The following is an 18,151-nucleotide window of genomic DNA, read 5'->3' as shown; positions in this document are numbered from 1 at the left end:
CTCATGAAAACTCGACTGGGAGAAGACATCTGGAAAATCAGCGTGCGAAAAGCGGACGCGCAACGATTCACGACGTTGCGGCGGCTGCGGGCGTAAGCATTTCAACGGCATCCAAGGCCTTGAACAATACCGGCCGCATGGGCGACGACACACGCGAAAGGGTCAAGCGTGCCGCCGCCGACATCGGCTTCCGTCCGAATGCCTTGGCCAAGGGATTGCTCAGCAATCGCACGTTCACGATCGGTCTTCTGACCAACGATACATATGGCCGCTTCACGCTGCCAGTCATGGCCGGCATCACGGAAGCGCTCGTCGATCACGGGGTATCGGTCTTCCTCTGCACGATTGAGGACGATCCGGCGCTTGGAAAGGTTCATGTGGACGCGATGCTGGACAAGCATGTGGATGGCATCATCGCCTCTGGAAAGCGGATCGACCGCCGCCTGCCCGTCGATCTGTCCAATCTGCCGATCCCGGTCATCTATGCATTTACCGAGGGGGCTCCGGGAAGCGTCACCTTCTGCGCCGACGACTATCAGGGGGCGGCCCTTGCGGTCGAATGGTTGCAGGGACTCGGCCGACGCCGGATCGCCCATGTGACCGGCCCTGAAAGCTTCGTTTCGGTGCGTGAGCGCGCCAAGGCCTATCGCGACCTCGCCGGAGACGGGCTGCCGGTCATGTACGGTACATGGTCCGAGGCCTGGGGACACCACGCCGTCGCACAGCTTTGGAGCGTGGCTGGAGCAAAGCCGGACGCGATCTTCTGCGGCAACGACCAGATTGCCCGCGCGGTCGTCGATGCGCTTCGCGAACGCGGTGTGCGGGTGCCGGAGGATGTCTCGGTGGTCGGTTTCGACAATTGGGAGATTGTCGCCGCCCAGACACGGCCACCGCTGACGACGGTCGACATGAATCTTAAAGCCCTCGGCCGCGAGGCGGGCTTGACAGTTCTCGCGCTTGCCGAGGGGCGCGACGTCGAACCTGGCATCAGAACTTTGCCGTGCGAGCTTATCGTGCGGCAATCATGCGGGGGAGGCCCCGATCGTTGATAGAGGAAAGAGGGGCTGACGGGAGTAGCCCCGTGGGAGGAGAACATGATGAAGCGATTTTTGGCCGCAACAGGCCTCATATCCTTAATGCTTGCATCCGGTGCATCTGCCGAAAACATCTCCATGTGGGTTCGAAGCGGCATTGGCGATTCCTTCAAGAAGGTCGTCGAGGCCTATAATGCCGGCCATGAGGACAAGGTCACGCTGACGGAAGTGCCCTTTGCCGAACTCGTGCAGAAATATGCGACGGCCATTGCCGGAGGCCAGGCGCCCGACGCTCTGTCGATGGACCTCATCTATACGCCGGCTTTCGCCGCCGCCGGTCAGCTCGAGGATCTGACGGACTGGGCAAAGAGCCTGCCCTATTTCAATTCGCTGTCGCCCTCGCATGTGAAGCTCGGCACCTATGACGGTCACATCTATGGCCTGCCCCTATCCGTCGAAACCTCGGTTTTCGCCTGGAACAAGGATCTTTACAAAAAGGCCGGCCTCGACCCTGAAAAGGCTCCGACCACATGGGAGGAGATCACAAGCAATGCCGAGAAGATTCGCGCGCTCGGTGGCGATACCTACGGCTTCTACTTCTCCGGCGGCGGCTGCGGCGGCTGCATGATCTTCACCTTCACGCCGCTCGTCTGGGGTGCCGGCACCGATATTCTCTCGGAGGACGGCAAGAAGGCAACGCTCGACACGCCGCAAATGCGCAAGGCAGTCGACATCTATCGCAACATGGTCAAGAAGGATCTGGTGCCGGCGGGTGCCGCAAGTGATACCGGCGCCAACTTTCTGAGCATCAGTAACGGCAAGATCGGCCAGCAGAGCATCGGCGCCTTTTCGATCGGCACACTGATCACGCAATATCCCGATATCCATTTCGGCGTGACGCTGATCCCCGGCGTCGACGGCAAGCCGTCCTCTTTTGCTGGCGGCGACAATTTCGTCATCTCAAAGGGCACGAAGAAGCTCGATGCCGTGAAGAAGTTCCTCGAATACACTTATTCGCTCGACGGACAGAAGATCATGGCGAAGTACGGCAGCCTGCCGACGCGCGGCGATATCGCCGACCAGGTGCTTCAGGGCCTGGATCCGCGCATGCAGGTCGGGCTGAAGGCAATCTCGGTTGCCAAAACGCCTTACACGCTACAGTTCAACGACCTGATCAACAGCGCTAACGGACCGTGGGCGGGCTTCACCAACGCAGCCATCTTCGGAAGCGACGTCGATGGCGCATTCTCCAATGCCCAATCGGAGATGCAGTCGATCATCGACAACGCTCAACAATAGTAAACTCACCCGCGCCGGGGAGCTTTGTGTTCCCCGGTTCCTCCATCGCAATATCGGGAGCATTCCATGGCTGGCCCTGGAGCTATCGCAACCGCACGTCCCCGAAAACGACGGCGTGCCAGTTGGCACGGGTTTCTCTATATCGCGCCGGCCATGGCGCTCGTGATCGTCTTCTTCCTGCTACCCGTGGCCTTTACCTTCTGGATGAGCTTCCACAACTGGCCATTGCTCGGCAATCCCCGCTGGATCGGCTTCGGTAATTATATCCGCATGGTCTCCGATATGCGCTTCATGGCAGCGCTGCGCTTCACCGCCTATTACACGGTGATCGTGACCATTGCGATCTTCGCCATAGCCTTCCCGCTCGCCTTCTTCGTCGAAAAACACCGGCCGTTCGTCGGCTTCTACCGCACGATCATCTTCCTTCCCGTCGTCGTCGGACTTGCAACGGCGTCGCTGCTCTGGGTCTGGCTCGCCAATGTCGACGCCGGCTTCTTCGCACCGGTCGCTCTGGCGCTCGGTCTCGTCGACAAGAGGCCAAACCTGCTTGCCGATTTCGACATGGCATTCGCGACCATCATCGTCATGGTGGTCTGGAAGATCGCCGGCTTTACCATGATCATCCTGCTGACAGGCCTGCAGGCAATCCCCTCCGAACTGACCGAGGCCGCGCGAATCGACGGCGCCAAGCGCTGGCAGCGCTTCCGACATCTCACCCTGCCGCTAATGCGTCGCACGATTGCGCTTGCGCTCATCATTTCCATCACCGGCTCGGTGCTTGCCTTCGACCAGTTCTACATCATGACATCAGGCGGCCCGCAGAACCGCATGATTTCGGTGGTCTATTACATCTTCAACCAGTCCTTCGTATCCTTCAATCTCGGTTATGGCGCAGCGCTCTCGATCGCGCTCCTCGTCATCCTGGTGCTGATCAGCATCGTCCAGCTTTGGCTGCTGCGCGTCGGGGAGGACAAGCCATGAGCACGGCTAAGGAGCGTCGCGTGCGGCGCAAGCTCTGGGGCGGCATCGGCTATCACGGCATCGGCGTCGTTATCGTCATCTTTTTCTTCGCGCCATTCGCCATTGCACTGCTGTCGTCATTCCGGCATGGAACCGAGGCGAGCCTTCCGCCGCTGCCGCCTTGGCCAACGACCGGCTTCAGCTTCGACGCCTATCGCTCTCTCGATGGCTTCGGCGCCGGCGTCGTCCAGCATACGCTGAACTCACTCTTCGTCTCGGTCGCCACCGTGCTCTTGACCGTCATCGTCAGCCTGCTCGCCGGCTATGGCTTCTCGCGCTATCATTTCCCCTTCAAGAGTGCGCTCTTCATCCTGATCATCGCGACGCTGATGATCCCCTTCCAGTCGATCCTGACGCCGCTCTTCATCATCCTGGCAAGGCTCGGCCTCAACAATTCGCTGATCGGGCTGACGCTCGTCTATGTGACGCTGCAGCTTCCTTTTTCGGTCTTCATGATGCGCAACGCCTTCGACGCCGTGCCCAAGGAAATCGAGGAGGCCGCGCGCATCGACGGCGCACGCGATCTGAAACTGCTGTTCCGCGTTCTCTTCCCATTGGTGCTGCCGGGTGTCGCAACCGTCGCGATCTTCGCCTTCCTCAATGCCTGGAACGAGTTCCTGGCAGCTTTGGTACTCCTGTCGAGCAACGAGAAATTCACCCTGCCGGTGCTGATGATCGCCGTCAGGACCGGTCGCCTCGGCGCCGTCAACTGGGGAGCGGTCCAGGCCGGTATCACCGTCATGACCATCCCTTGCGTCATCGTCTTCCTGCTTCTGCAACGCTATTACATGCGCGGGCTGATGGCCGGCGCGGTGAAATAACCCTTTAAGTAAGGATCAAGCCATGTCTGACAGAGAAAGCCGCCAGTTTCGCCCCCTACCCGTTCCGAATGTCGAGCTCGGAGGGCTTTTCGGCGCCCGCCAGGATGCCATCTGCAATTCCACCGCCGCGACCCTGCTCGACCGCTGCGTCGAAGCGGGCATGATCCAGGCGATCGACGTCAGTCAGCCAAGCCCCGGCATCGTCATCCCCTTGCAGACATGGTCGGGCTCGACGCAGATGTTCTGGGACAGCGATCTCGGCAAGTCGATCGAGACTATCGCCTATTCGCTCTATCGTCGTCCCAATGCCGAACTGGAGGCGCGTGCGGACGCCATCATCGACATGTACGAAAAGCTGCAGCAGGAGGACGGCTATCTGAACGCCTGGTTCCAGCGCGTCCAGCCCGGCCGTCGCTGGACCAACCTGCGCGATCATCACGAACTTTATTGCGCCGGCCATCTGATCGAGGCGGCCGTCGCCTATTACCAAGCAACGGGCAAGCGCAAGCTGCTCGACATTATGAGCCGCTTTGCCGATTACATGATCACCGTCTTCGGCCATGGCGAAGGCCAGCTGCGCGGCTATTGCGGCCATGAAGAGGTGGAGCTTGCACTCGTCAAGCTCGGCCGCGTCACCGGTGAGAAGAAATATCTCGATCTCGCAAAATACTTCATCGACGAGCGCGGCCAGGAACCGCATTTCTTCACTGAGGAAGCCATTCGTGACGGTCGCGACCCAAAGAACTTCGTGCAGAAGACCTATGAATACAGCCAGTCGCACCTGCCGGTGCGCGAGCAGACCAAGGTGGTGGGCCATGCGGTGCGCGCCATGTACCTCTATTCCGGCATGGCCGATATCGCGACGGAATATAACGACGATACGCTGACTGCGGCCCTTGAAACGCTCTGGAACGACCTGACGACGAAGCAGATGTATGTGACCGGCGGCATCGGGCCGGCTGCCTCCAACGAGGGCTTTACCGACTATTACGACCTGCCGAACGAGAGCGCCTATGCCGAGACCTGCGCCTCGGTCGGTCTGGTCTTCTGGGCCAACCGCATGCTCGGTCGCGGACCGAACCGCCGCTATGCCGACATCATGGAAGTAGCACTCTACAACGGCGCAATGGCGGGCCTGTCGCAAGACGGCAAGACCTTCTTCTATGAAAACCCGCTGGAAAGCGCCGGCAAGCATCACCGCTGGACCTGGCACCATTGCCCCTGCTGCCCGCCCAATATCGCACGCCTGCTCGCCTCCGTCGGCTCCTATATGTATGCCGCCGCCGACAACGAGATCGCCGTCCATCTCTACGGTGAAAGCAAAGCCCGCGTCCCTCTCGCCGGTGGTCTGACCGTGCAGCTTTCCCAGGAGACACGCTATCCCTGGGATGGTGCAATCCGCTTCGAGGTCAATCCCGATCGCAACGTGAAATTTGCGCTATCGCTGCGCATCCCCGAATGGGCCGAGGGCGCGACGCTCGCAGTCAATGGCGCACCGGTCGATCTGGCAACGATCACCGTCGACGGCTATGCCCGTATCGAGCGGGAATGGAAGGCCGGCGACAGCGTCGACCTCACGCTTCCGCTCATCCCGCGCACGCTGTTTGCCAACCCAAAGGTCCGCCAGGATGCCGGGCGTGCGGCCCTGATGCGCGGGCCGCTCGTCTATTGCGTCGAAACTACCGACAATGGTCACGACCTCAACGGCATTTCGCTTTCCAGCGATCCGGCCTCCGCCAAGGCGACGGAAATTGCCGCATTGGAGGGTGCGGTGGCGCTCGATGTTTCGGTCATGCGCGAGGAGGCGGACTGGGGCTCAGATCTCTATCGGACGACACCGCCGAAAAGCGTTGCCTCCACCGCGCGTTTCGTGCCCTACCATCTTTGGGACAATCGCGATCCGGGCGAGATGCTCGTCTGGATCCGCGCCGGTCAGATGCAGCGCGGAGCCTGACATGACGAAGAACGGCATGCGCTTGACCGGCGTCCGCAAGAGTTTTGGCGGACTGGAGGTCATCCACGGCATCGACCTCGACATACCGGAAGGGGCTTTCGTCGTCTTCGTCGGCCCGTCCGGCTGCGGCAAGTCCACGTTGCTGCGGATGATTGCCGGGCTGGAGGAAGTCACGGACGGCGAGATCGCCATCAAGGGCCGAGACGTCACCGATCTCGATCCGTCCGAGCGCGGCATAGCCATGGTCTTCCAGTCCTATGCGCTCTATCCGCATATGAGCGTGCGCGACAATCTTGGTTTTGGGCTAAAAATGGCCCGAACCGATGCCTCCGAAATCGAAAGACGGGTGCGCTCCGCCGCCTCGATCCTCAAGATCGACCATCTATTGGATCGGCGGCCGGGACAGCTTTCCGGCGGCCAGCGCCAGCGTGTCGCCATCGGCCGCGCTATCGTTCGCGAGCCGGATGTCTTTCTCTTCGACGAGCCGCTTTCCAATCTCGACGCGGAGCTGCGCGTCTCGATGCGCATCGAAATTGCCCGGCTGCATCGCGAACTCGGCAATACGATGATCTATGTCACCCATGACCAGACCGAGGCCATGACGCTCGCCGACAGGATCGTCGTGCTGAGGGACGGCCGGATCGAGCAGGTCGGCAGCCCGCGCGAGGTCTATGAAGATCCGGCCAACAGTTTCGTCGCCGGCTTCATCGGTTCGCCGAGGATGAACATGATCGAAGCGACATGGTCAGGCGACGGATCGGCAAAGGTCGGCAATGGCAGCATCAAAGTCGATCTTAGCCAGCACAAACCATCATCCGGCGAAAAGATCCTGCTCGGCATGCGCCCCGAACATTTCGTCGTCGCGTCAAACGCGGGCGATACCTTGCGGGTCACGGTCGATGTCACCGAATATCTGGGCGGCACACGCTATCTCTATTGCCAGACAGAGGACGGCCAGGCGATCATCGCCGAATATCGCGACGGGCCGGAGATCGAGCGCGGCGACACGCTCCATCTTTACTGCCCGCCCGAACGTCGACGCTATTTCGACAAGCAGGGAGGAAGGCTGCGGTAGAGTTCCGTCTATCCAATCCACCCACTCATCGGATGTCTGCAAGAACTCAAGCCGCCTTGCTGACCCGCACCGGAACGGACTTATACGAAGGAGTGCCGCTTTCCTTGTCCTGGTAGTCGATCGGGATCAGGCAATTTGCCTCCGGGTAATAGGCAGCAACAGAGCCCTCGGAAATATCGTAGGAAATGGCGGTCAGCTTCAAGAGCCGTTTGCCGCCTGAGGGCAGCGCGGTCTCGATCTCGACGAGATCGCCGTGCTCCAACCCCTTTGCCTTCAAATCCCTATCGTTCATGAACAGCACGTCACGGCGGCCGAAGACGCCGCGATAACGATCGTCGAGACCGTAGATCGTCGTATTGTACTGATCATGGCTGCGGATCGTAGCGAGCTTGAGGATAGTCCCATCTGAAAGCGAGATGTCCTCGTTGAGGCCGGAAAACAGCTTGAACTCCGCCTTGCCAGAGGGCGTCTTCCAGACGCGCTCCGTCGGTCCGATCGGCAGGCGAAAGCCGCCCGGCACGCGGATGCGCTCATTGTAATCGGCAAAATCCGGATAGACGATTTCGATCTTGTCGCGGATCAGATCGTAGTCCGTGATTAGCTCCATCCACGCAACCTTGCTGTTCGGCAGGGCCGCCTGCGCTATTCCCGCAACGATGGCAGGCTCGGAACGCAGCTGGTCGGAGGCCGGCTTCAGCCGCCCGCGCGACGCATGCACCATCGACATCGAATCCTCGATCGTGACTGACTGCGCGCCGGTTGCCTGAACGTCCTGCTCGGTACGGCCAAGCACGGGGAACAGGAAGGATTCCTTGCCAATAAGTAGATTGGAGCGATTGAGCTTGGTGTTCATATGGACGGCGAGATCGAGCTTACGCATCGCCTGCGCGCAAAGTTCCGGATCGGGAAGCGCAATCGAGAAATTACCGCCGAGGCAAAGCAGCACCTTGGAGCGCCCCTCCGCCATCGCCTGCATGGCGGCAACGGCATCGTGACCATGATGAGCCGGCGACGTGAAGCCGAACGCCCGTTCGATACCCTCGATCAAGGCCGGCGTCGGCTTCTCGGTAATTCCGACGGTGCGATTGCCTTGCACGTTGGAATGGCCGCGCAGAGGGCAGATGCCGGCTCCCGGCTTGCCGAAATTGCCCCGCAGCAGCAAGAGATTGGCGATCTGCTGGACATTGGCCGTTCCCTTGGCATGCTGAGTGATGCCCATGCCATAGGCGACGATCGTCGCCTTTGACTTGACGTAGGCGTCGGCAACCCGCTCCAGATCAGCCCGGGCAAGACCAGAGACACGCTCGATATCGGCCCACTCCGTCTGATTGATATCGGCAACAAGCGCGTCGAAGCCGGTGGTGTGTTCGGCAATGAAGGCATGATCAAGAACATCTGACGAGGTCTCGGCCAGTGCGAGAACCGCCTTCATGATGCCCTTGAGCGCGGCGGCATCGCCGCCAATCTTGACCTGATAATAGGACGATGCGATCCGGGTCGAGCTGAAGGTTCCCATCTCGATCGGATCCTGCGGGTCGGCAAAACGCTCCAGCGCCCGCTCCTTCAGCGGATTAAAGACGATGATCGGCACGCCGCGGCGCGAGCATTCATGCAGCGTACCCATCATGCGCGGATGATTTGTGCCGGGATTGTGCCCCATGGAGATGATCAGATCGCATTCGTCGAAGTCGTCGAGCGAGACGGTGCCCTTGCCGATGCCGATCGATTGCGGCAGGCCGACGCTGGTCGCTTCGTGGCACATGTTCGAGCAGTCGGGGAAGTTGTTGGTGCCGTATTCGCGGGCGAAAATCTGGAAGAGGAAAGCCGCTTCGTTGGAGGCGCGGCCCGACGTATAGAATTCGACCATATCCGGATCGGGCTGGCTGCGCATGACCTCGCCGATGCGGGCAAAGGCGTCCTCCCAGGCAATCGGCCGGTAGGTATCGGATGCGCGGTCATAGACCATCGGATGCGTCAACCGTCCGGAATTTTCCAGCTCGTAGTCGCTCCAGGTCAGAAGTTCGCTGACCGTGTGCTCGGCGAAGAATTCGGGCGTTACGCGCTTGTTCGTCGCTTCCCAGGTGACGGCCTTGGCACCGTTTTCGCAGAACTGGAAGGTGGAGGTGTGTTCCTTGTCGGGCCAGGCACAGCCGGGGCAATCGAAACCCGTGGGCTTGTTGGTGCGCAGCAGCAGGCCGGGCGCTTCGGTGATGTCCATCTGCTCGCGCACTGCATTGGCGGTCGCCTTCAGGGCTCCCCAACCGCCAGCGGGTCTGTTGTAGGGACGAATACCGGGGACTTCACGCTTCTGCGCCATCATACGCTCCTTTAGCAACCCAAACGGCTTCCTCCCAAAGGTCGGGCTTGCAAGAAATAAGCTTGCGACATCAGGGAGTAAAGCACAATCAAGCGACAGAGAATCAAACAATCACCAAGCATGCCGGAGCTATGCGCTTACATTAGTTCCTGAAGACCAGGCAGGAGCCGCCCTGCTGCCGGACTTGCGTGCAAACGGCATCCGCTTCCTCCCGCGTTTGCCGCGGAATGCGCGCCGCATAACGGACACGGCGGCCAAAGTCGGCATTGCGCTGCCGCACGATCAACGGCTTTTCCGCGTTCAGCGGAGCCGGCAGCTTCCGGATATTTGCGGTAAACAGACGGCGAGCGGCATCCACCTGAAAATGTTCGGCGAGTTGCGCGCCCCAGGGCGCCCAGGGCCGCTCCTGCTCCAAGGGAATGGGCTTTAGCCGCCGGCTTTGCGCAAGCGCGACACAGGAATCGACGAACGGCTTGCTCTTATCCAGCACCGGAGCTGCGATATCGGGCGGATCGTCGCGCCATTCCTCGACGCTGTGGGCGGTGATCGCGCTCACATAGTTGCGCGTCTCATAGGGAAGCCCGCCGGAATTCAGGAAATTGGCAAGACCGCCCTCGCCGGCATTATAGGCAGCGGCGGCAAGACCCAGATTGCCAAAACGGTCACGCAATTCATCGAGATAGGTCGCCGCCTTGCTAAGTGCTTCCAGCGCATCGTAGCTGTCGCGCACGCCACGCAGCTTCGCCGTTCCCGGCATGAACTGCGCGATGCCGCGAGCGCCCTTAGGGCTGACTGCATCGGAGCGAAACAGGCTTTCACGCCAGACCAGCCGCGCCAGATATTCCGGCGGCAGACGATTGCTGTGAGCGAAATACTCGATGGCCGTGCAGAGATCGCGATTGTAGCTGTCCTTGCGCAGGCAAAGCGTCTCGCCCGTCTCCGTCGTCATTGGGCCGGAAACGCAGACGGGAGGCGCAACGCGCCATTCCGGTTGCGCAGCTGCTGGGCTAAAAACAAAAGCATCGATGGCAAATGCGATCGCAAAAGCAACGATGATGCCGACGAAGCCTGCCCGGTAATGCCTGCCTGCCATATAAGCGATATCCGTCCGAGACCAAGCGATCGCAAATTCGTGGCCTCTTCATATCATCGATGGACGGAAGCGAAAACCTCACGCGATAGCTGGTTCGCGGGCGGCTATTGCGCGAGGCGGCCGCCGCGCATCGGCGCCGGCACGCCCGTCGTGCCGGGAAAGCTGATCGGCAGGCCCCGCAGCACGCGCACCGCGAGAAACGCAAAGCACTCCGCCTCCACCGCGTCGCCGCGCCAGCCGAGATCTTCGGCGAAGATCGGCTCCACCCCGGCCCGGCTCCTGAGCATCGACATGATCGTCGGATTATGCCGGCCGCCGCCGCTGACGACGACCTTGGTGGGCCTGCGAGGAAGGAGATCCAGCGCCTTGCCCACAGCGCTTGCCGTGAAGGCCGAAAGTGTGGCTGCACCATCCTCCGGGCTGAGGCCATCCGCCATGGAGGCGCCGAAATCGAAACGATCCAGCGACTTCGGATAGGGCGCCGTGAGATAGGGATGCTGCAGCAGCCGCTCGAGCCGTGCCTCATCGACCTTGCCGGCAGCCCCAAGCGCACCGTCGCGGTCCATCTCGCCAAGCCCGTGCGACTTGATGAAGTCGTTGAGCGGCGCATTGGCCGGGCCGGTATCGAAAGCAACGAAATTGCCCTCTCCATCCCACCAGGTGACATTGGCGACACCACCGAGATTGAGAATGGCGGCCTCGCCCGCAGCACCTGCACCTCGCAGCAGCGCGGTATGGTAGGCTGCCGCAAGCGGCGCTCCCTGCCCGCCGGCGCGCATGTCGGCCGAGCGGAAATCATAGGCGACCTTCGTGCCGAGAATGGACCGCATCAGCTCGCCATCGCCAAGCTGGCGCGTCTGCCCCAACCGATCCTTCTGTGGCGCGCGATGCAGGACAGTCTGGCCATGGAAACCGACGACACCGATGTCTGTCATCGTCATGCCATTCCCTTCGACCAATTCCCTGACCGCCTCCGATTGCGCCCGCGTCAAGGCCTCCTCGGCTTGCTTGAAGATCGCCGGCTCCGGCCCTTCGAAATTCCAAATGCGCGCCTGTGCCAGCGTCTCTTCCAGGAGCCTGCGGATCCAATCGGGATAGGGGGCCAGCACGTAAGGGCCGAATTCCGCAACGCGCTCGCCATCGGTCTTCAGCATGGCGACATCGATATTGCCGTCAAGGACGGTTCCGGTCATCAGACCGACTGCCCAGATTGGTTCCATGATCAGGCTCCTATGCTGCGTTGACGAGATCGCTGACGGTCTGACGGAGCGCCAGTATGCCGCTGTCGAAGTGACGTGTCGGATGAATGCGGTTGGTAAGGAGGGTCCAGGCCTTGCCTTGGTCAAAATCGACCCAGAGGGCCACGCCTGTAAACCCCGTATGACCGATCGTGCCGGGCGAACAAAGAGTGCCGCCATGCCAACCGTCATGGGGCCGTTCCCAGCCATGGGTGCGAGTGGCGGAAAGCGGTGTCCGCATCAGCGCGATTGACTGTGCCGACGCGCCGCTACCGTCAAGCAACCCCTTGGCGAAATCGAGAATCGCGTCCGCCGTTCCGAAGAGACCGGCATGACCGGCACCCTGCAATGCCGAACAATTGTCGTCATGAACCTCGCCCGATAGAACGCGGTGACGCCAGGTGCAGTCTTCCGTTGCCGCCGATAGTTCTGGCGGCGCGGAAAAAGCAAATCCCGGCCCGGGGTCCATGGCGCGGATTGTCTTCCCGCTCAGCCGCTCCAGCGCGAAGCCAAGCAAAATGAAATTGATGTCGGAATAGACGGGTGGGCCGGCACGCCATTCACGCTGCAGGATGAAGGTGCGCAGGAGGTCGGGGGCACGGCCATAGGTGTAGATCGGCTCGACCGCCGGAAATGGTGTCTGATGACCGAGACATTGGCGGAACGTCACCTTCCGTTCCCAGGCCTCGGCGCTGTACTGGCACAGGTCGGGCAGGAGTTCGATCAAAGGAGCATCCAGGTCGAACGTGCCGGCCTCGGCTAGGGCCAGGATGCGCGGCGTGGTGAAAATAACCTTGGTGAGCGAGGCAAGATCGAACCAGGTGTCAACCAGCATCGGCCTGACATCCGGTACCTTCTGTGCCGAACCGACGGCGCGGACCTGCCTGATACCGTCGAGATCGACCATACCAAGCACGCCGCCGGGGATGCGTGCCGCCGAAACCGATTGCTCGATCGGCGCGAAGGCTCGATCAAAACGCTCTTGAAACTGCATGCTCCCCCCTGCTTGCCATCTCGCCTCTCCTCGGCCTCGCTCAAGCTTCCGCCAGCGCGATGTGATCCGGCGCAAAGCGGCGCCACTCGGGAACGGCGGGCTCGAAGCCCAAAGGACGCACCAGGGACGGAACCTGGCGGGTGTCGAGGATGAAGTTTTCCTTGCGCCGCGCAACCGTCGGAACCGCCGCGATCAACCGCCTGGTATAGGAATGCTTGGGCTCCGACAAGACCGAGGCGGCATCGCCGATTTCGACTATCTGCCCGGCATAGATCACTGCGATGCGATGGGCGATGCGTTCCACGACAGCCATGTCATGAGAGATGAACAGATAGGCAAGCCCATATTCGCGCTGCAGTTCGATCAGCAATTCCAATACCTGTGCCTGGACGGACACGTCGAGCGCGGAAACCGCCTCGTCGAGCACAAGTACCGACGGGTTCAGCATCAGAGCGCGCGCGATGCACAGTCTTTGCCGCTGGCCGCCGGAAAATTCGTGCGGATAGCGTTCAAGGGCGTTTTCCGGCAGGCCCACCCGCTTCAGCAGCATCAGCATGCGTTCGCGCGTCTCGACTGAGACGCGCGCACCCGATGCTATCACCGGCTCGGCGAGGATGTTGTCGACACGAAGGCGCGGATTAAGCGAGGCATAAGGATTCTGGAAAACCATTTGCACCGCGCTGGTGCGATCCGCCGCCTTGCCGCTATTCGTCGCAAAAGTGCCGCGGGTCGATTTCACCAATCCGAGGATCGCGCGGGCCGTGGTGGATTTACCCGATCCACTCTCGCCGACGATCGCCAGCGTCTCGCCCGGCATCAGATCGAAACCGACGCCTTCGACGGCATGAACGGCGCCCGTCGGTCGACGCAGGAAACTGCCCTTAACCGGAAAACGGACGGTCAAGCCATCAACCTTTAATGCCGGCTTGGACGACGCCCCTTCCCTTTGAAAATCGGTGCGTGCAGCCTGTCCCGAGGCGAAATGTGGAACGGAATGCAATAGATGCCGGGTATAGGGATGGGTTGGATGATCGAGGATCTGATTAAGCTCGCCCTGCTCAACCGCCTGGCCCGCCTGCATCACCATCACCTTGTCGGCAATGCCGGCGACGAGGCCGATATCGTGCGTGATGAAGATCATCGACATGCCTGTTTCGCGCTTCAACTCGGCAAGAAGTGCCATGATCTGCGCCTGCACGGTGACATCGAGCGCCGTCGTCGGCTCATCGGCAATCAATAGACGCGGATTGCAGGCAAGCGCGGTTGCGATCATCACTCGCTGCAGCATGCCGCCGGAAAGCTGGTTCGGGCAATAGGTCATCCGCCGCGCGGCATCGGGAATACGCACGCGATCCAGCGCATCCTTGGCCGCCGCCTTTGCTTGGCTGCCGGTCAGGCCGCGGTGCAGCCGGAAGGATTCCTCGATCTGCGTGCCGATGGTCAGGACCGGGTTTAGCGAGGTCATCGGCTCCTGGAAGATCATGCCGATCTCCGCGCCACGGATCTTCGTCAGTTCCGCTTCGCTCGCCTTGGTGAGATCGAGGATGCTGTTGTCGGCACGCTTGAGGCGGATCGAGCCGCCGGTGATCCGGCCCCCGCCGAAATCGACGAGGCGATTGATTGACAGTGCTGTTACCGACTTGCCCGAGCCGCTCTCGCCGACGATCGCCAGCGTCTCGCCGGCTTCGAGATCGAAGCTGACACCACGCACGATGGGATTGGCCTCGGGATTGCGCCCGAAGCCGACGCTTAGATCAGAGACGGAAAGAAGCGGTGTCATACCGTCGCCCTCCGCATCTTCGGATCAAGGATATCGCGCAGGGCATCGCCAAGAAGGTTGAAGCCGAGGATGGAGATCATGATGGCCACGCCCGGGAAGATCAGCAGCCAGGGTGCCGTTTCCATGAGATTGCGGCTGTCACTCAGCATCAAGCCTAGAGAGGAGGCGGGCGGCTGCGTTCCCAGGCCGAGGAAGCTTAAGCCCGCTTCCGTCAGCAACGACCAGGCAAGCGCCAGCGTCACCTGCACGGTCAAGGGTGCGACGAGATTGAGCAAGAGATGCCGCGTCAGAATGTAGGAACGGCTGCTGCCGAAGGTGCGGGCGGCATCGACGAAATCGCGTCCCTTCAAGGAAAGAGCCGGGCCGCGCACGACCCGGGTAAAGATCGGCGTATAGACGATCGCGATTGCGGCAACGCTGGTCCATGTACCGGGACCGACGATAGCAATGATCAGAAGCGCCAGTAGAATTGCCGGAAAAGCGAGCAACACATCCATCGCGCGCATGATGACGCCATCCCAATGCTTGCCAGACCATGCCGCCGTCAGGCCAAGCAGCGTGCCGATCACGGTTGCGACGGCAACGGAGAAGAAGGCGACGGTGAAAGATTCGCCGATGCCATGCATCAGGCGGCTCGCGACATCGCGGCCGAAAAGATCGGTGCCCATCCAATAGGTGAGGTTCGGGGCGTGCAAGCGGTCGATGCGGTTCTGCGTCAGGGGATCATGCGGGGTCACACCCGACGTGCCGAGAATGGCAAGTAGAACATAAATGAGGACGATGATTCCGCCGATCCGGCCGCTCATATGTCCGAAAATAGCCTTGACGATCCGCATCAGCCCTCTCCCAGACGGACGCGTGGATCAAGCGCGACATAAGCAAGATCGACGAGCAGATTGACGATCATGAAGTTGAAGGCAATGAATAGCACGCTGCCCTGCACCAGCGCATAGTCGCGCTGCAGGATAGCATCGAGCACCATGCGGCCAAGCCCCGGCAGGGCATAGATCTGCTCGACCAGCACAGCGCCGCCCAGCAGATAGCCGAATTCGACGCCGCTCAGCGTTACCACCGGGATCAACGCGTTCGGCAGGGCATGCCGCCAGATGACGCCACGCGCCGGCACGCCGCGGCTGCGGGCGGTGCGCACATAGTCATCGCTCAAGACGTCGAGCATGGCCGAACGCACGACACGCGTCACCGAGGCGGCGAAGGCGAACCCAAGCGTCAGCGCCGGCAGGATCATTTGGCCGAGATTTTCAAGCGGGTTCTCCCAAATGGGCGTGAAGGCACCCATGGTCGGCAGCACGCCAAATCCCGCTGAAAAGGCATAGATCAGCAGAAGGCCCAGAACGAAATTCGGCGTGGACTGCCCGATCATGGCGACGATGCGCACGGCAAGATCGGAGAACTTTTCGTTTCTGGTGGCGGCAAAGACGCCCGCCGGCAGGCCGATCGCAAGCGCGATCACCATCGAAAGCAAGGCAAGCTCGAGCGTCAGGGGAAAGCGCTCCAGGATGATATCGAGCACCGGCTTGCCATAGGTAACGGATATGCCGAGATTGCCCTGGAATACGCCGAGCAGCCAATGCCAGTATTGGACGGGCCAGGACTGATCGATGCCGAAATAGGCGGCAAGGGCCTGCCGCTGCTCCGGCGTCAGCAGGCCCGCGTTGGTTCCGAGCATCGCTGTGATCGCATCGCCAGGCACCAGCCGGATGGCGACGAAGACGAAGATGGACACGCCCAGCATGATCAGCGGGAATGTCATCAGCCGGCGCGTCAGATATGACATTGCAATTCCTCTAAAACAATTTCAGCTGAACCAAGACGTGAACTGACAGATGAAATTGCGTAAAAACAAAGAGATAGAGCATTTCCATGAGATCGCTCGAAAGGGAAATGCTCTAGGTCCCGATCATCGTTACTTGATCGAGACCTTGCTCAGACCGAACAGCGAGCCGGTCGGCGTCGGTATGAAGCCCTCGACGTTCTTTTGCTCGGCCGTGTAGCCATAGGCCGTATAGAGCCAGATCCAGGGCGACACTTCGGCAAGATGCTTTTCGAACTCGGCGAAGATCTCCTTGCGCTTGGCAGGATCGGTTTCAGCGCGGCCCTTCTGCATCAGGCTGTCGAGAGTGTCGTCGATATAGTTGGCGACCTTCTGCAGATTGCCCGTCTTGGTCCAATAACGGTTGTACATGGAATAGGGATCGGCACTGCCGCCGTTCAGCGCAACGGCCATGTCGAAATTGCCCTTCAGCCAGGTGTCGACATAGACGTTGAGTTCCATCACCTTGATATCGAGCTTGATGCCGATTTCGGCAAGCTGCGACTGGATGACCTGCGCCTCGGCCGTGGCGGTCGGCGGCTCACCGGTTGCGGCGATCACCGTCGCCGAGAAACCATTGGCAAAGCCGGCATCGGCCATCAGCTTCTTCGCCTTGGCGACATCGCGCGTGTAACAGAAGAGCTTGCTGGGATCGGTCGCATAGAGCGGCATCGTCAGCGGCCCGGTTACCTTGCCTTCGCCGAGGGCGGCCGTATCCATCACGTCCTTGCGGTCGATGGCGCAAGAGATCGCCTGGCGCACGGCGAGCTGATCCATCGGCTTTCGAGAGGGGTTGAGCTGCAGAACGTTGTAGGAAAGGATCGGCGTGCGGGTGAGCTGCAGCTTCGGCTCCTTCGGCACCAGCGTTGCGACAAGCGGATCGTTGAGCAGCGCGAAATCGGTCTGACCGGTGCGGAGCGACGCGAGGATCGCGGTTTCATCCGGCAGCACGCTGATATTGATGCCATCGACGCCCGTGGCGCCACCGGCCCAATCCTTATTCGCGCTCAAGACTTCCTTGGAGTTCGGGACCCAGCTGTCGAGCTTGAAGGGGCCGGAACCGATCGCTTTGGTGCCGATGGTGCCGGCGGTGATTTCGCTGGCCGGCACGACGGCAGCATTGAGGCTGGTCATCGCCGTCAAAAGGGGAACGTCGGGCTGCGACAGATTGAAGACAACGGTATTGGCATCGGGCGTATCGATGCTAGCAATCGACAGGAAATTGGCGCGGGCAACGGCGCCGGTCGCCTGATCGAGAATGCGCTGGAAGGAAGCCTTGACGTCGGCTGAGGTGACGGCTACGCCGTTCTGGAATTTGGCCTTGGCATTGAGCTTAAAGGTCAGCTGCTTGCCGTCGGAGGAGAACTGCCAGCTCTCGGCAACGCCGGGCACGATCTGCAGATTGCTGTCGAGGCGAACGAGCGGCTCATAGATCAGCTCCAGTAGGCGGATGGAGGAGAAGGCCGTCTGCTTATGCGGATCAAGCCCGGTCGCGTCCTGCGACCATGCCATACGCAGCGTCGCTGCCTGCGCCGGAATCGCGACGGTCGCCAGACCAACCCCCACGGCCAGCGCTACTCCCGAAATCAGCGTCTTTGCAAAATTCCCTTTCACTTTCAGTCCTCCAAATTTTTTAAATGTCCCCGGCCGATTTTAGCCTATTGATTGCCGCCGCGGCGTGCCGCGACGGTTGTC

Annotated in this window: 14 protein-coding genes; 6 read left to right on the top strand and 8 right to left on the bottom strand. The window is 60.9% G+C overall.

The window, feature by feature from the left end:
* Positions 1–29 precede the first annotated feature (29 nt).
* The 6 genes from FHX05_RS16895 (at position 30) to ugpC (ending at position 7,203) form a co-directional block, all read left to right on the top strand.
* The gene (locus FHX05_RS16895; RefSeq protein ID WP_183873582.1) at positions 30–1,049 is read left to right on the top strand and encodes a LacI family DNA-binding transcriptional regulator; all 1,020 of its coding nucleotides are present in this window, start codon (positions 30–32) and stop codon (positions 1,047–1,049) included.
* Positions 1,050–1,094: 45 nt separating this feature from the next.
* Positions 1,095–2,333 carry a sugar ABC transporter substrate-binding protein gene (locus FHX05_RS16890; protein WP_183873146.1) on the top strand — a complete coding sequence of 413 codons (1,239 nt, stop codon included), beginning with the start codon at positions 1,095–1,097 and terminating at the stop codon, positions 2,331–2,333.
* Between the two features lie 66 nt (positions 2,334–2,399).
* A complete protein-coding gene (locus FHX05_RS16885; protein WP_183712386.1) occupies positions 2,400–3,314 on the top strand; it encodes a sugar ABC transporter permease in 915 nt (304 codons plus the stop codon).
* Entirely contained in the window at positions 3,311–4,174 is an 864-nt protein-coding gene (locus FHX05_RS16880; protein WP_183873144.1) for a carbohydrate ABC transporter permease, read from the top strand. Before FHX05_RS16885 ends, FHX05_RS16880 begins: the two co-directional genes overlap by 4 nt.
* Before the next feature lie 22 nt (positions 4,175–4,196).
* Positions 4,197–6,128, top strand: a complete 1,932-nt coding sequence (locus FHX05_RS16875; protein ID WP_183873142.1) for a glycoside hydrolase family 127 protein — start codon at positions 4,197–4,199, stop codon at positions 6,126–6,128.
* Between the two features lies 1 nt (position 6,129).
* Positions 6,130–7,203, top strand: coding sequence for a sn-glycerol-3-phosphate ABC transporter ATP-binding protein UgpC (gene ugpC / locus FHX05_RS16870; protein WP_183873140.1), 1,074 nt, complete (start codon positions 6,130–6,132; stop codon positions 7,201–7,203).
* A 46-nt stretch (positions 7,204–7,249) separates the two neighbouring features.
* Here ugpC and FHX05_RS16865 read toward each other — a convergent pair whose 3' ends face one another.
* The 8 genes from FHX05_RS16865 to FHX05_RS16830 form a co-directional block, all read right to left on the bottom strand.
* The gene (locus FHX05_RS16865; RefSeq protein ID WP_183873138.1) at positions 7,250–9,520 is read right to left on the bottom strand and encodes an FdhF/YdeP family oxidoreductase; all 2,271 of its coding nucleotides are present in this window, start codon (positions 9,518–9,520) and stop codon (positions 7,250–7,252) included.
* Positions 9,521–9,662: 142 nt separating this feature from the next.
* Complete coding sequence (locus FHX05_RS16860; RefSeq protein ID WP_112603462.1) at positions 9,663–10,613, bottom strand: lytic transglycosylase domain-containing protein; 951 nt, start codon at positions 10,611–10,613, stop codon at positions 9,663–9,665.
* 104 nt (positions 10,614–10,717) lie between these two features.
* Positions 10,718–11,833 carry an anhydro-N-acetylmuramic acid kinase gene (locus FHX05_RS16855; protein ID WP_183873136.1) on the bottom strand — a complete coding sequence of 372 codons (1,116 nt, stop codon included), beginning with the start codon at positions 11,831–11,833 and terminating at the stop codon, positions 10,718–10,720.
* A gap of 10 nt (positions 11,834–11,843) precedes the next feature.
* Entirely contained in the window at positions 11,844–12,845 is a 1,002-nt protein-coding gene (locus tag FHX05_RS16850; RefSeq protein ID WP_183873134.1) for a serine hydrolase, read from the bottom strand.
* Between the two features lie 40 nt (positions 12,846–12,885).
* Positions 12,886–14,625, bottom strand: a complete 1,740-nt coding sequence (locus tag FHX05_RS16845; protein ID WP_183873132.1) for an ABC transporter ATP-binding protein — start codon at positions 14,623–14,625, stop codon at positions 12,886–12,888.
* Positions 14,622–15,461, bottom strand: a complete 840-nt coding sequence (locus tag FHX05_RS16840) for an ABC transporter permease (RefSeq protein ID WP_183873130.1) — start codon at positions 15,459–15,461, stop codon at positions 14,622–14,624. Before FHX05_RS16840 ends, FHX05_RS16845 begins: the two co-directional genes overlap by 4 nt.
* Positions 15,461–16,420, bottom strand: coding sequence for an ABC transporter permease (locus FHX05_RS16835; protein WP_183873128.1), 960 nt, complete (start codon positions 16,418–16,420; stop codon positions 15,461–15,463). Before FHX05_RS16835 ends, FHX05_RS16840 begins: the two co-directional genes overlap by 1 nt.
* A gap of 129 nt (positions 16,421–16,549) precedes the next feature.
* Complete coding sequence (locus FHX05_RS16830) at positions 16,550–18,070, bottom strand: ABC transporter substrate-binding protein (RefSeq protein WP_183873126.1); 1,521 nt, start codon at positions 18,068–18,070, stop codon at positions 16,550–16,552.
* Positions 18,071–18,151 lie beyond the last annotated feature (81 nt).

The sequence above is a fragment of the Rhizobium sp. BK491 genome (assembly GCF_014194925.1).
Lineage (GTDB): Bacteria > Pseudomonadota > Alphaproteobacteria > Rhizobiales > Rhizobiaceae > Rhizobium.
The sequence above is the reverse complement of the archived record's forward strand: the minus strand, read 5'-3'. Positions and strand labels throughout refer to the sequence as shown.

What these genes read in the sequence shown, in the direction of transcription:
- FHX05_RS16890 (WP_183873146.1), top strand. Translation starts at nt 1,095, where the DNA reads ATGATGAAGCGATTTTTGGCCGCAACAGGCCTCATATCCTTAATGCTT.
- FHX05_RS16875 (WP_183873142.1), top strand. Translation starts at nt 4,197, where the DNA reads ATGTCTGACAGAGAAAGCCGCCAGTTTCGCCCCCTACCCGTTCCGAAT.
- FHX05_RS16850 (WP_183873134.1), bottom strand. Translation starts at nt 12,845, where the DNA reads ATGCAGTTTCAAGAGCGTTTTGATCGAGCCTTCGCGCCGATCGAGCAA.
- FHX05_RS16840 (WP_183873130.1), bottom strand. Translation starts at nt 15,461, where the DNA reads ATGCGGATCGTCAAGGCTATTTTCGGACATATGAGCGGCCGGATCGGC.
- FHX05_RS16835 (WP_183873128.1), bottom strand. Translation starts at nt 16,420, where the DNA reads ATGTCATATCTGACGCGCCGGCTGATGACATTCCCGCTGATCATGCTG.
- FHX05_RS16885 (WP_183712386.1), top strand. Translation starts at nt 2,400, where the DNA reads ATGGCTGGCCCTGGAGCTATCGCAACCGCACGTCCCCGAAAACGACGG.
- FHX05_RS16845 (WP_183873132.1), bottom strand. Translation starts at nt 14,625, where the DNA reads ATGACACCGCTTCTTTCCGTCTCTGATCTAAGCGTCGGCTTCGGGCGC.
- ugpC (WP_183873140.1), top strand. Translation starts at nt 6,130, where the DNA reads ATGACGAAGAACGGCATGCGCTTGACCGGCGTCCGCAAGAGTTTTGGC.
- FHX05_RS16855 (WP_183873136.1), bottom strand. Translation starts at nt 11,833, where the DNA reads ATGGAACCAATCTGGGCAGTCGGTCTGATGACCGGAACCGTCCTTGAC.
- FHX05_RS16880 (WP_183873144.1), top strand. Translation starts at nt 3,311, where the DNA reads ATGAGCACGGCTAAGGAGCGTCGCGTGCGGCGCAAGCTCTGGGGCGGC.
- FHX05_RS16865 (WP_183873138.1), bottom strand. Translation starts at nt 9,520, where the DNA reads ATGGCGCAGAAGCGTGAAGTCCCCGGTATTCGTCCCTACAACAGACCC.
- FHX05_RS16860 (WP_112603462.1), bottom strand. Translation starts at nt 10,613, where the DNA reads ATGGCAGGCAGGCATTACCGGGCAGGCTTCGTCGGCATCATCGTTGCT.